We start from the raw sequence: 13,015 nt of genomic DNA, 5'->3' as shown, positions 1-13,015 counted from the left end.
GACACAGGAATCCGAAAACACCATGGCAACTGCTGCATCCAAAGGTATCAAGGACTTCGTCTTCGAGTGGGAAGGCAAGGACCGCAATGGCAAGACGGTTCGGGGCGAGACCCGGGCGGCCGGCGAGAACCAGGTGTTGGCGGCGCTGCGCCGGCAGGGGATCGTGCCAGGCAAGGTGAAAAAGCGGCGCACGTCTTCCGGCAAGAGAATCAAACCCAAGGACATCGCGATTTTCACGCGCCAGCTGGCCACCATGATGAAGGCCGGTGTACCCCTGCTGCAGGCCTTCGACATTGTCGGTCGCGGCAACCCCAACCCCAGCGTGACCAAGCTGCTCAACGACATCCGCAGCGACGTGGAAACGGGCACGTCGCTCAGCGCGGCCTTCCGCAAGAACCCGCTTTACTTCGACAGTCTCTATTGCAACCTCGTGGAAGCGGGTGAAGCGGCCGGTATTCTGGAAGAGTTGCTCGACCGTCTCGCGGTCTACATGGAGAAGACCGAGGCCATCAAGTCCAAGATCAAGTCGGCGTTGATGTACCCCATCTCGGTGATCATCGTGGCCTTTGTCGTGGTGGCGGTGATCATGATTTTCGTGATTCCCTCGTTCAAGCAAGTGTTCACCTCTTTCGGTGCCGACTTGCCCGGGCCCACCTTGTTTGTGATCGCCATGAGCGAGTTCTTCACCGAGTACTGGTGGCTGATTTTTGGCGGCCTCGGTGGCGGTTTCTACTTTTTCATGCAGGCGTGGCGCCGCAATGAAAAGGTCCAGATGTTCATGGACCGCCTCATGCTAAAGATGCCGATCTTTGGCGCGCTGGTGGAGAAAGCGGTCATTGCCCGCTGGACCCGCACGCTCGCAACGATGTTCGCGGCGGGCGTGCCTCTGGTCGAAGCCTTGGACTCGGTGGGAGGAGCTTCCGGCAACTCGGTCTATGCCATTGCAACCGAGAGAATCCAGCAGGAAGTTTCAACCGGCACCAGCCTGACCAACGCCATGACCAATGCCAACCTCTTCCCGTCCATGGTGCTGCAGATGTGCGCCATTGGCGAAGAGTCGGGCTCCATTGACCACATGCTGGGCAAGGCTGCCGACTTTTACGAAGCGGAAGTGGATGACATGGTGGCCGGTCTGTCCAGCCTGATGGAGCCCATCATCATCGTGATTCTGGGCACCATCATTGGTGGCATCGTGGTTTCCATGTACTTGCCCATCTTCAAGCTGGGCCAGGTGGTTTGATGCCGGATGCGGGCGTGCTGGACGCAGCGCTTCTGGGTGTGCTGGGTTTGTTGGTGGGCAGTTTTCTCAATGTGGTCATCCACCGTCTGCCCAAGATGATGGAGCTGCGTTGGACGGCCGAATGCGCGGAGCTGCATCCCTCATCTGCGGACCCGGTGCAGCAGGCCCAGAGCGCTGACCCCGAGCCATTCAACCTGCTTGTTCCGCGCTCCCGTTGCCCGCACTGCGGTCACACGATCCGCTGGTTTGAGAACATCCCGGTGCTCAGCTACCTGGCATTGCGGGGCAAATGCCGAAGCTGTGCGGCCCCTATCAGCCTGCGGTATCCGATGGTGGAGCTGGTCGGCGCGGCATTGTTTGCATGGTGCGGCTGGAATTGGGGCCTGACCGCGGAGGCCCTGGCCTGGTGCGGCTTTTCGGCTGCCGTCCTCGCACTCGCCTGTATCGATTGGGACACCACCCTGCTGCCCGATGACATCACCCTGCCCCTGCTCTGGGCGGGCCTGTGCGCGGCAGGCCTGCGTCTGACCGACACCGCCCTGCCCGATGCCCTCTGGGGCGCAGTCGCTGGTTATCTCTCGCTGTGGCTGGTGTACTGGGCCTTCAAGCTGGTGACCGGCAAAGAAGGCATGGGCTATGGCGACTTCAAACTGTTCGCAGCCTTTGGCGCCTGGTTTGGCTGGCAAGCGCTGATCCCGGTCATTCTCATGGCGTCTGTCGTTGGTGCTGCGGTTGGCATAACCATCAAACTCCTGGGCCAATTGCGTGAAGGTGGCTATGTCCCTTTCGGTCCCTTCCTGGCAGTGGCGGGCCTGACTTCAATGATCTTTGGTCCGTCGGCCATCGTGTCCTTCATCGGCCTCTGACCGAGCCATGACCGCGCGCACCATCCTGCGCCTGGGACTCACGGGAGGCATCGGCAGCGGCAAGAGCACCGTGGCCCACTTGCTGAAGGACCGGGGAGCCTCCGTGATCGATGCCGATGCCATTTCCCGTGCCTGCACGCTTGAAAATGGCTCGGCCATCCCCGCCATCGCTCAGACTTTCGGTCAGGATTTCATCACCCCGGATGGGGCACTGGATCGCCCACGCATGCGCGACCATGTGTTCACCCATCCCGAGGCCAGACAAGCCCTTGAGGCCATCGTCCACCCCTTGGTGCGAGCCGAAATCCGGCGACTGGCGGCCGCATCCAGCTCACCATGCCTGGTATTTGACGTGCCGCTGCTGGTCGAATCGGCGGAGTGGCGCCAGCAGCTAGACCGTGTGCTGGTGGTGGACTGTTCAGAGGAAACGCAAATCCGCCGCGTGACCGAACGCAATGGCTGGGACCGCGACACCATAGAAGCCGTCTTGCGCAGCCAGTGTCCGCGCGCACAGCGACTGCTGGCCGCCGATATGGTGATCTTCAACGATGGTTACCAGATCGAACCCTTGCGGCGTCTGGTTGGTCTGCTCGCCGATGAGTTCGGGCTATGATGAAAGCCCCGCCCGACGCCTTTCCCTGCGAAGCTCCGCCGCTGTGATCCTGTACGAATACCCTCTCAACGAACGCATACGAACCTACCTGCGGCTGGAGCAGTTGTTCCGCCGCCTGGCCGAGTTGGTACCACGCAGCCACGCGCTGGATCATCACTACGCCATCCAGACCATTTTCGAAATCATGGACGTCGCCTCACGCGCCGACATGAAGTCCGACGTGCTCAAGGACATCGAGCGGCAGAAACAGCAGCTCAACAGCTACCGGGGCAACCCGGCAATTGCGGAGCAGGTGCTGGACGGTGTCATTGCCCAGCTGGACGGTTGCTTCACCCGGCTCAACCAGCTCGCAGGCAAAACGGGCCAGTCTCTGACCGAGAACGACTGGCTCATGAGCATCCGCAGTCGCATCGGCATCCCCGGGGGGACCTGTGAGTTCGATTTGCCGGCCTACTTCGACTGGCAGCACCACGGCACGGAACAGCGCCAAGCCGATCTACAGCGCTGGTCCGAGCCGCTGGCACCGTTGGCCGAATCCATTGTGCTGCTCCTGAAGATGCTCAGAGACTCTGGATCACCGCAAAAAGTGGTGGCGCCGGCTGGTCAGTTCCAGCAGAACCTGCCGCAAGGTCGCAGCTTCCAATTGCTGCGTTTGCGCATCGATCCCTCGCAGGGTTTGATACCCGAAATCAGCGGCAACCGTTTGATGCTTTCAGTGCGGCTGATGCGCCAAGGGGATGACGACCGACTGCACCCGGCGCAGGAAGATGCCGCCTTCGAACTGACCCTCTGCGCTTGAGGCGGCCCATGGTGAACACGGCCCACGAGGCCCCGATCAAGACCGTGCGTTGCCCTGGCTGTGGAGGACCCAGCGTGTACGGTCCGAGCAACCGGTTCCGCCCGTTCTGTTGTGAACGCTGCAGGAACATGGATTTGGGCGCCTGGGCCAGCGAACGCTTCAAACTGCCTGAGCAGTTGCCCAACACCGATCCGGATTTCGAACAGAGCTGAAAGATTTTTTGCGGGACCGTGCTCAAACGGCCTGTTCGGCGGCCAGCCATTCGAGAACCGGCACCGTTCCGGCCAGCACCGGACGACAGCGAACCGGCAGACGCTCCCAGCTGAACTGCTGCCCCTCATGCATGTGCAGTGTGCCTGTCCAGTCGAACACCTTGCAGAAATGCAACCGCACCAAAGCATGCGGATAGTCCACGAGCGATTCCCTCCAGGCGTGCACGATGCCTATCGTCACCCCGATTTCTTCCTGCAACTCGCGCCGCAGGGCCTGCTCCACATTCTCGCCGGCTTCGAGCTTGCCTCCCGGAAACTCCCAATAGCCCGCATAGACCTTGCCTTCGGGCCTGGACGTCAGCAGAAATTCACCGGTCGGGCTGATCAAGATCCCCACCGCCACCTCCACCACCAGCCGGCCCTCGGGATCGCTGCGCTGGCGGTCGGCATCGACCACCAGAACCCCATCACCCATGGCAATTGCCCCGAACCAACCCCTTGCCAGGAAGGCAATGGTGGTCCATTGGCGCCACAAGGGCCAACATGTCAGCCTCGCGCCGCATGTGTCCCTGCGTAGTCACGCGCGAACTGGTAGGCCACCCGGCCACTGCGCGATCCCCGCTCCAAGGCCCAGACCAGGGCCAGCGGACGGGCCGCTTCGATTTCGTCCGCAGGCACGCCAAAGGACGACAACCACTGAGCCACGATAACCAGATACTCGTCTTGGCTGAAAGGATAAAAACTCACCCACAAGCCAAAGCGCTCGGACAACGAAATCTTCTCCTCCACCACCTCGCCAGGATGCACTTCGCCATCGGTGGTGTGGGTGTAGCTGAGGTTTTCCTTCATGTACTCCGGCAGCAGATGGCGCCGGTTGCTGGTGGCGTAAATCAGCACATTCGGGCCGGCGGCCGACACCGAACCGTCCAGGATGGATTTCAGGGCCTTGTAGCCCGGCTCACCGTCCTCGAAGCTCAGATCGTCGCAGAACACGATGAAGCGTTCGGGACGCTCCGCCACCACGTCCACGATATCGGGCAAATCCACCAGATCGGCTTTGTCCACCTCGATCAATCGCAGCCCTTGCGCAGCGAACTCGTGAAGACAGGCCTTGACCAGTGACGACTTGCCGGTGCCACGCGCGCCGGTCAGCAGCACGTTGTTGGCCGGCCGCCCCTGCACGAATTGATCGGTGTTGCGCCGGATCTTGTCCTTCTGACCATCGATCTCCTGCAGATCGGCCAGACGCATCGCACCCACATGGCGCACCGGCTCCAGCACCCCATGGCCGCTGCTGCGTTTGCGGTAGCGAAACGCGACCGAAGCCGACCAGTCAGGGGCCCCCAACGGCTGCGGCAACACGGACTCGATGCGCGAGATCAGTTGCTCCGCCCGCTCCAGCAAACGTTCGAAATTCGGATTCATGTCAGGTCCCGCAACTCAGCCCAGCCAGGAAAGCCACAGCCTTGGGTATGCAACGGCCCGCTTGCGGAAGACATGCGCCCTCATGACCGGTAGTCGGCGTTGATCGTCACGTAGTCGTGGCTGAAATCACAGGTCCAGACCGTTTCGGTGGCGGTTCCACGACCCAACCCGATGCGCACCAGTATCTCGGCTTCCTTCATCACGCGTTGGCCATCTTCCTCGCGATAGGCCGGATGGCGGCCACCAGCGGTGACCACGTGCACATCGCCCAAATGCAGCTCGATCTTTGTCGCATCCAGGTCGGCAATGCCAGCGTAGCCCACAGCGGCGAGGATGCGCCCCAGGTTCGGATCGCTGGCGAAGAAAGCCGTCTTCACCAGGGGTGAATGCGCCACCGCGTAGGCCACCTGCAGACACTCCGCCGCCGTGCCTCCCCCTTCGACCTGCACCGTGATGAACTTGGTGGCCCCCTCGCCATCACGGACGATGGCATGTGCCAGATGCTGCGCCACCGGCGTGAGTGCTGCCAGCAAGGCCAGCCCGTCCGGGCCGTCCAGATCGGTCACGGCGGCGTTGCCCGCCTGACCGGTGGCCACGACCACGAACGAATCGTTGGTGGAAGTGTCGCCATCCACGGTCACACGGTTGAACGACACATCGGCCAGACGGCGTGCCAGGGCATTCATGAGCCCGGGATCGACGCAGGCATCCGTGGCCACGAAACCGAGCATGGTGGCCATGTTGGGCCGGATCATGCCGGCCCCCTTGGCGATACCGGTGACACTGACTGTGCGCCCACCCACCGTGGCCTGACGACTGACCGCCTTGGGCAAAGTGTCGGTGGTCATGATGCCTTCCGCGGCCGACAGCCACTGCTCGCCGCCCGTCACGGCAGCCTGTGCCGCGCTTTCAAGCGCCGCGGGCAGGCCGGACAGCAGCCGCTCCAGCGGCAGCGGCTCCATGATCACACCGGTCGAAAACGGCAGCACCTGCTCGTGCTGCACACCCAGCGCCAGCGCTAGCGCGGAACAAGTCTGGCGGGCATGGGCGAGCCCAGACTCGCCGGTGCCGGCATTGGCGTTGCCTGTGTTGATGACCATGACCCGGATCGCGCTGCCAGATCCCAGATGCTCACGGCACACCTGCACAGGCGCTGCGGCGTAGCGATTCTGGGTGAACACCGCACCCACGGCGCTGCCCTCATCGAGCAGGAAGACCGTCAGATCCTTGCGGTTGGCTTTGCGGATGCCGGCCTGAGCGACACCGATGCGCACACCGGGGATGGCCAGCAGATCCCCGGCCTGGGGAGGATTGAGAAGAACAGGCATGAGACTCCTTGGATGGTCCGACCACCCGGCGGCGACCGCTGGTCACCACCGGAAGGGTTCAGTCCAGCTTGCCGTGACAGTGTTTGTACTTTTTACCGCTGCCGCAGGGGCAGGGATCGTTGCGACCGACCCGGGGCATGGTAGCCACCGCCGTGTCCAGGTCGGTGGTACTCTGGGCCTCACCCGTTTCGGTGGGTGCGGTATAGGTCACGTTGGTGATGCGCTCGGCACGATCTTCCAGCTGTTCCGCGACTTCCGACATCTGTTCGGCCGACTGCACGCGCACGTTCATCAGAATGCGGCTGACGTCGTTCTTGACGCTGTCGAGCAGCTGACCGAAAAGCATGAAGGCTTCGCGCTTGTATTCCTGTTTGGGTTGTTTCTGTGCGTAGCCGCGCAGGTGAATCCCCTGGCGCAGGTAATCAAGCGCCGACAGATGCTCGCGCCATTGGCTGTCGATGGTCTGCAACAGCACCACGCGCTCGAACTGGGTGAAGTTCTCTTCGCCCACGGTCTGCACCTTGCCGTCAAACACCGCCTTGGCCGCGGCCAGCACGCGCTCGACGATTTCCTCCCCGTCGATCGCCTCGGCATCCGACACCCAGGAGGCCACCGGCGCATCCACCGACCACTCCTCACGCAGCACACGCTCCAGCGCCGGCAGGTCCCACTGCTCTTCGACACTGCCTTCGGGCACGAACTGATGCACAAGATCGGTGAAGCAGCCATCGCGCAAGGAATCGATCTGGGCACGCAGGCTCTGCGCATCGAGGATGTCGTTGCGCTGCTGGTAGATCACCTTGCGCTGATCATTGGAGACATCGTCGTATTCGAGCAGCTGTTTGCGGATGTCGAAGTTGCGCGCCTCCACCTTGCGTTGCGCACTTTCGATGCTGCGCGTGACAATGCCCGCCTCGATGGCTTCGCCTTCGGGCATCTTCAGCCGGTCCATGATGGCGCGCACGCGGTCCCCCGCGAAGATGCGCATCAGGGAGTCGTCCAGACTCAGATAGAAGCGAGACGAACCCGGGTCGCCCTGGCGGCCCGAACGGCCGCGCAACTGGTTGTCGATGCGCCGCGATTCGTGGCGTTCGGTGGCGATGATGCGCAAACCACCCAAGGCCTTGACCTTCTCATGGTCCAGCTGCCACTGCTGGCGCAGGGTTTCGAGTCGTGCTGCCTTGGTCGCTGCGTCCAGGGACTCGTCGGCCTCAATGGCGGCACTCATCTTCTCCAGGTTGCCACCAAGCACAATGTCGGTCCCACGACCGGCCATGTTCGTCGCGATGGTGATGGCGCCGGGGCGGCCCGCCTGCACGATGATGTCGGCCTCGCGGGCGTGCTGTTTGGCGTTGAGCACCTCGTGCGGCAGATTCTCTTTCGTCAGCAGGCCGGCAATGATTTCCGAGTTCTCGATCGACGAGGTGCCCACCAGCACCGGCTGTCCACGCTCATGGCATTCGCGGATGTCTTCGATCGCGGCCACGTACTTTTCGTTGGTGGTCTTGTACACGCGGTCGAGCTGGTCCTCGCGCTTGCTGGGCCGGTTGGGCGGAATCACCACGGTTTCCAGACCGTAGATCTCCTGGAACTCGTAGGCCTCGGTATCGGCCGTGCCGGTCATGCCAGAGAGCTTGCCGTAGAGACGGAAATAGTTCTGGAACGTGATCGATGCCAGGGTCTGGTTTTCCGGCTGGATCGCCACGCCTTCCTTGGCCTCGACGGCCTGGTGCAGGCCATCGCTCCAGCGGCGCCCGGACATCAGACGACCTGTGAACTCGTCGACGATGACGATCTCGCCGTTCTGGTTCACATAGTGCTGGTCGCGGTGGTAAAGATGGTGGGCCTTGAGCGACGTCACCAGGTGGTGCAGCAGGGCGATGTTGGCCGGGTCGTACAACGAAGCGCCATCGGGCAGCAAACCGGCCTGGCTCAGCAGGCGCTCGGCGTTTTCATGCCCCTGCTCGGTCATGTGGATGGAGTGCGCCTTCTCATCCAAGGTGAAGTCGCCGGGCTTGATGACACCCTCACCCGTGCGGGGATCGGCCTCGCCTTCCTGTCGCACCAGATGGGGCACCAGCTGCTTGATCGCCAGGTACACCTCGGTCTGATCGTCGGCCTGACCGCTGATGATCAACGGCGTGCGCGCCTCGTCGATCAGAATGGAGTCCACCTCATCGACGATGGCGTAGTTCAGGCCCCGCTGCACGCGGTCACCCGACTCATAGACCATGTTGTCGCGCAGATAGTCAAAACCGTATTCGTTGTTGGTGCCGTAGGTGATGTCGGCCCGGTAGGCAGCCTGCTTCTCTTCGCGCGGCGCTTGTGGCAGGTTGATGCCCACCGTGAGACCGAGAAAGTTGTACAGCCGACCCATCCACTGCGCGTCACGGCTCGCCAGGTAGTCGTTCACCGTCACCACGTGCACACCTTTGCCGGTGAGCGCGTTCAGGTACACGGGCAACGTGGCGGTCAGCGTCTTGCCCTCGCCAGTGCGCATTTCGGCCACCTTGCCATGGTGCAGCGCCAGGCCACCGACGAGCTGTACGTCGAAGTGGCGCATCTTCATGACGCGCTTGCTGGCCTCGCGAACCACCGCAAATGCCTCGGGCAGGATGGCCTCAAGGGCTTCGCCGTCGGCAATGCGGCGCTTGAAGACGTCGGTCAGCGCCTTCAACTCGTCGTCGCTGAGCTTTTCAAACTGGGGTTCAAGGCCGTTGATGCGCTCCACCGTTTTGCGGTAGGTCTTGAGCAAGCGGTCGTTGCGGCTACCAAATATTTTGGTGAGGAAGTTTGTGGCCATACGTGCAGGCCTGTACCGTACATGCGACTAGCGCGTGCCGGCCGGGCTAAATGGAATCGGTGGGCTCTCAGCCAACGGATCGAGGCAAAACGCCGGGGGAAGGTACCCGTGATCTGCCGACGAACGCTGTGCTTTCAAGAGCAAAGTGTTGATTTTACCCGGCGCTCGAGGCCGGGTCAGCGCAGGCGGGTCTTGCCAGTCTGCAGGTTGGCAGTCGCCATGGACTCGCCTGCGGCAAGGAACCGCTGGGGATCCTGAGGCACCCCGGACACCCAGACTTCAAAATGCAGATGAGGACCGGTCGAACGACCCGTTGAGCCCACTTCGGCAATCTTCTGCCCGCGTTTGACGATGTCCCCCTTCTTCACGAGCACCTTTGATGAGTGCGCGTATCGGGTGATCAGATCGTTGCCGTGATCGACTTCAACCATGTTGCCGTACGCAGGGTGAAATTCCTGCACCACCACGATGCCGCCGGCCGCCGCCAGGATGGGCGTTCCAGGGTCGGCCGGAAAGTCGAGTCCGGTGTGCAAGGCAGAGCGCCCATTGATCGGATCAATGCGAAAACCGAATGGTGACCCCACACGCCCACCGGTCACCGGTTGTTCGGTCGGCACCATGGTGCGCTGGATTTTCTGATCAAAGAGACGAGACTCCACCACCGTCAGCCAGTCGACCCGCGAACCACTGGCCGTATCCAGCTGATCCAACGCCTGTGTCAACTCTTCCAGCGTCAGATCGCGTCCCGAAATCAGTGCCCCACCCGCCCCTTGGTGGGTTCTGAACTCCTGCGGATTGAGCCCGGCCAGACCGGCTACGCGCTCACCCAGGGACTCGATCTGCAGCATGCGCGCCTGCATTTCTCCGAGTTTGCGCGCCATGGCGTCCAGGTTCTCGCGCATGTAGACATCTTTCGAATCCACTTCACCCTGGCTGACCAACCGGGCCACCGGTCCAAAACCCGGCCACCCCTGGCGCACACCTTCGAGAAACACCCAGTGGTAGGCGGCCACGGACCCCAGCATCAGCAACACCGACGCCACCACCCCTGCCGCCAGCAGTTTCAGGCTGTCCAGATGCAGCGCCCGACTCTTGGCCAGCCAGGCATCCGTGATAATGATGTGCACAATCCAACCTTTCGTGATGGCACCGGCTTCAAACCCGAAGCCCCAACATCGCATGAGCACCGCCCCACGATTTCACACCATGCTCAGCCTGGAGCAGGCGGTCGGAGCAGCACCCTCGCTCGCCGCACTGCAGGAACGGATTCGAGCATCCCAGCAGTGCATGGAACAGGTGCAACACCTGATCCCGATCAGTCTGCGTCGGCATGTCAAAGCTGGCCCCATTCAGGACACCGAATGGTGCCTTCTGGTTGGCAGCGCGGCCGCATCGACCAAGCTCCGCCAGTTGCTGCCCAGCCTGCAACAAACCCTGACCCAAAATGGGGCGCAGGTTAACTCAATTCGCATCAAAGTCCAAATCCCGGGGCAGTGAAGCCAGGCTTGGGGAGCTCCGCCCACACGGAGCAGACGATGGTGCCGCTTGTCTGACTCGAACAGACGACCTATCGCTTACAAGGCGATTGCTCTACCAACTGAGCTAAAGCGGCACTGAAACCGGGAGCCGGATTTTACTTGACGCGCTTGAGCTGGGGTCGCCCACTTCCGCGCGATGGACCGTCTGGTGGCGGCTCAAGGGGATCGGTCGACTCGGTGGGAGCACCCTCGTTCGGAACGGCACGCAGCGTCCCACGGTCTTGCACATTCGGGGAGCGGGTTGAATCCGGCGTGACAGCGTCGCTCTTCAGTGCTTCGCTCTCCAGCTCGGCAGGGCTTGCAGCCAGCGATGGCGGAGGAAAGGCCATGCCTTGCCCGTTCTCGCGCGCATAGATCGCCACCACATGGCTCACGGGCACCACGATCTCTCTGGCAACGCCACCAAACCGCGCCTTGAACTCGATGAAGTCGTTGCCCAGCCGCAAGGAGCTGGTGGCATCAAAGCTGACATTGAGCACAATTTCCCCATGCTGGACAAACTCCATCGGCACCTGCACCGAAGCATCCACCTGCACGGCGATATAGGGCGAAAACCCGTGATCAACACACCACTCATGCAGTGCGCGGATCAGGTACGGACGGGTGGAGGGGGTCTCCTGCTCGATGGAACTCATCTGAAACCCCGTCAATGCCCCGTCACCCAGCCGGGCTCGAACTGCGACGTCCTCACTTGCGCATCACTTTTTCAGATGGCGTCAGCGCCTCGATATAGGCCGGGCGCGAGAAAATGCGCTCGGCGTACTTGAGCAATGGGGCCGCATTCTTGCTCAGCTCAATGCCGTAAAAGTCCAGACGCCACAACAGCGGTGCAATGGCGACATCCAGCATGGAGAAGTTGTCTCCCAGCATGAACTTGTTCTTGAGGAACACCGGGGCCAGCTGTGTCAGACGGTCGCGGATGTGAGCGCGGGCCTTTTCCAGGGCCTTCTCATTGCCCTTGGTGCTGCGCGATTCCAGCATGGACACATGCGTGAACAATTCCTTTTCGAAGTTCAGCAGAAACAGGCGCACGCGAGCGCGGTCCACCGGGTCGCCCGGCATGAGCTGAGGATGGGGGAAGCGCTCATCAATGTATTCGTTGATGATGTTCGACTCGTACAGGATCAGATCGCGTTCGACCAGGATCGGCACCTGGCCATACGGGTTCATGACACTGATGTCTTCGGGCTTGTTGTACAGGTCCACGTCCCGGATTTCAAAGTCCATGCCCTTCTCGAACAGGACGAAACGGCAACGGTGGGAATAGGGGCAGGTGGTGCCCGAGTACAAGACCATCATGAGGGAGTCTCCTTAAAGCAAAAAACAGTGGATTGCAAAACACCATGCCGGCGCTGCAATCCACTGTGGGACGGATGGGTACGCCAGCAACGCTGGCATACCTCAACCCGAATCGAATTATTTGACGTCTTTCCAGTAAGACGCGTTCAGGCGCCAGGCGACCAGCGTGAAGACGGAGAGGAACAACAACACCCACACGCCAATGCGCACGCGGCTGTTCTGGGCTGGTTCGCTCATCCACTGCAGATAAGCCACCAGATCGCCGACATTCTGGTCGTATTCAGCCTCGCTGAGCGTGCCCGGCTTGACTTGTTCCCAGCCTTTGAGCAGCTCCACCTCATGGCCGTGGCTTTCCACTTTTTCGTGAACCGGTTTGCGTTCACCCTGCAGTTGCCACAAAGGGTTGGGCATGCCGATGTTCGGGAACACCATGTTGTTCCAGCCGGTGGGCTTGGATTCATCGCGGTAATAAGTGCGCAGCAGCGTGTAGATGTAATCGGCGCCGGTCCCGGCGTGGCTGGAGCGCGAACGGGCGATCACCGTCAGATCGGGAGGATTGGCGCCAAACCAGGCTTTCGCCTGACGCGGATCGATCGCCGACTTCATGGTGTCACCGATCTTGTCGGTGGCAAAAGTCAGGTTTTCCGCGATCTGCTTGTCGTTCAAACCGATGTCACGCAGGCGGTTGTAGCGCATGAAGGCCGCCGAATGGCAGCTCAGGCAGTAGTTGACAAACAGCTTGGCGCCGTTTTGAAGAGCGGCCATGTCGTTGGTGCGATTGGGCGCCTTGTCCAGCGGGAACCCACCGCCAGCGGCCAGGACCGAACCCGACAGGCCCAGGGCCAGCGCAAAGCCCATAAGGATTTTTTTCATTTGCTTGACTCTCCGGAAT

General features: G+C 61.6%; 14 protein-coding genes and 1 tRNA gene. 6 read left to right on the top strand and 9 right to left on the bottom strand.

Annotation, left to right across the window (positions count from 1 at the left end; all coding sequences use genetic code 11):
* Window positions 1–22: 22 nt before the first annotated feature.
* From KIH07_RS10070 to KIH07_RS10050, 5 genes are read left to right on the top strand one after another with little or no spacing between them, the layout of a single operon-like run.
* Window positions 23–1,240, top strand: coding sequence for a type II secretion system F family protein (locus KIH07_RS10070; protein ID WP_226491839.1), 1,218 nt, complete (start codon window positions 23–25; stop codon window positions 1,238–1,240).
* The gene (locus KIH07_RS10065) at window positions 1,240–2,106 is read left to right on the top strand and encodes a prepilin peptidase (RefSeq protein WP_226491838.1); all 867 of its coding nucleotides are present in this window, start codon (window positions 1,240–1,242) and stop codon (window positions 2,104–2,106) included. Before KIH07_RS10070 ends, KIH07_RS10065 begins: the two co-directional genes overlap by 1 nt.
* Before the next feature lie 7 nt (window positions 2,107–2,113).
* The gene (gene coaE, locus KIH07_RS10060) at window positions 2,114–2,719 is read left to right on the top strand and encodes a dephospho-CoA kinase (protein WP_226491837.1); all 606 of its coding nucleotides are present in this window, start codon (window positions 2,114–2,116) and stop codon (window positions 2,717–2,719) included.
* A 43-nt stretch (window positions 2,720–2,762) separates the two neighbouring features.
* The gene (gene zapD / locus KIH07_RS10055) at window positions 2,763–3,518 is read left to right on the top strand and encodes a cell division protein ZapD (RefSeq protein WP_226491836.1); all 756 of its coding nucleotides are present in this window, start codon (window positions 2,763–2,765) and stop codon (window positions 3,516–3,518) included.
* A gap of 8 nt (window positions 3,519–3,526) precedes the next feature.
* Entirely contained in the window at window positions 3,527–3,730 is a 204-nt protein-coding gene (locus tag KIH07_RS10050) for a DNA gyrase inhibitor YacG (protein WP_226491835.1), read from the top strand.
* A gap of 22 nt (window positions 3,731–3,752) precedes the next feature.
* Here the strand turns inward: KIH07_RS10050 and KIH07_RS10045 are convergent, their stop codons facing one another.
* The 5 genes from KIH07_RS10045 to KIH07_RS10025 form a co-directional block, all read right to left on the bottom strand.
* Window positions 3,753–4,205: an NUDIX domain-containing protein gene (locus KIH07_RS10045; RefSeq protein ID WP_226494671.1), complete on the bottom strand. Its 453-nt coding sequence runs from the start codon at window positions 4,203–4,205 to the stop codon at window positions 3,753–3,755.
* Between the two features lie 71 nt (window positions 4,206–4,276).
* A complete protein-coding gene (locus KIH07_RS10040; RefSeq protein ID WP_226491834.1) occupies window positions 4,277–5,155 on the bottom strand; it encodes an ATP-binding protein in 879 nt (292 codons plus the stop codon).
* A gap of 80 nt (window positions 5,156–5,235) precedes the next feature.
* Window positions 5,236–6,483, bottom strand: coding sequence for a bifunctional glutamate N-acetyltransferase/amino-acid acetyltransferase ArgJ (argJ, locus tag KIH07_RS10035; protein WP_226491833.1), 1,248 nt, complete (start codon window positions 6,481–6,483; stop codon window positions 5,236–5,238).
* Between the two features lie 58 nt (window positions 6,484–6,541).
* Window positions 6,542–9,286 (bottom strand): preprotein translocase subunit SecA, encoded by a 2,745-nt coding sequence (gene secA, locus KIH07_RS10030; RefSeq protein WP_226491832.1) that lies wholly within the window; start codon window positions 9,284–9,286, stop codon window positions 6,542–6,544.
* 176 nt (window positions 9,287–9,462) lie between these two features.
* Window positions 9,463–10,413: a M23 family metallopeptidase gene (locus KIH07_RS10025; protein ID WP_226491831.1), complete on the bottom strand. Its 951-nt coding sequence runs from the start codon at window positions 10,411–10,413 to the stop codon at window positions 9,463–9,465.
* Between the two features lie 52 nt (window positions 10,414–10,465).
* Between KIH07_RS10025 and KIH07_RS10020 the strand changes: the two genes are divergently transcribed.
* A complete protein-coding gene (locus KIH07_RS10020; RefSeq protein ID WP_226491830.1) occupies window positions 10,466–10,783 on the top strand; it encodes a DciA family protein in 318 nt (105 codons plus the stop codon).
* 39 nt (window positions 10,784–10,822) lie between these two features.
* On the opposite strand, the gene KIH07_RS10015 is transcribed toward KIH07_RS10020, so the two are convergent.
* From KIH07_RS10015 to KIH07_RS10000, 4 genes are all read right to left on the bottom strand, one after another.
* Window positions 10,823–10,898: transfer RNA gene (locus tag KIH07_RS10015), tRNA-Thr, on the bottom strand.
* A 21-nt stretch (window positions 10,899–10,919) separates the two neighbouring features.
* Window positions 10,920–11,459, bottom strand: a complete 540-nt coding sequence (locus KIH07_RS10010; RefSeq protein WP_226491829.1) for a ClpXP protease specificity-enhancing factor — start codon at window positions 11,457–11,459, stop codon at window positions 10,920–10,922.
* A 52-nt stretch (window positions 11,460–11,511) separates the two neighbouring features.
* Window positions 11,512–12,123, bottom strand: coding sequence for a glutathione S-transferase N-terminal domain-containing protein (locus tag KIH07_RS10005; protein WP_159607845.1), 612 nt, complete (start codon window positions 12,121–12,123; stop codon window positions 11,512–11,514).
* A 117-nt stretch (window positions 12,124–12,240) separates the two neighbouring features.
* Complete coding sequence (locus KIH07_RS10000; RefSeq protein WP_226491828.1) at window positions 12,241–12,996, bottom strand: cytochrome c1; 756 nt, start codon at window positions 12,994–12,996, stop codon at window positions 12,241–12,243.
* Window positions 12,997–13,015 lie beyond the last annotated feature (19 nt).

This window comes from Hydrogenophaga taeniospiralis, from assembly GCF_020510445.1.
Taxonomy (GTDB): Bacteria; Pseudomonadota; Gammaproteobacteria; order Burkholderiales; family Burkholderiaceae_C; genus Hydrogenophaga.
The sequence above is the reverse complement of the archived record's forward strand: the minus strand, read 5'-3'. Positions and strand labels throughout refer to the sequence as shown.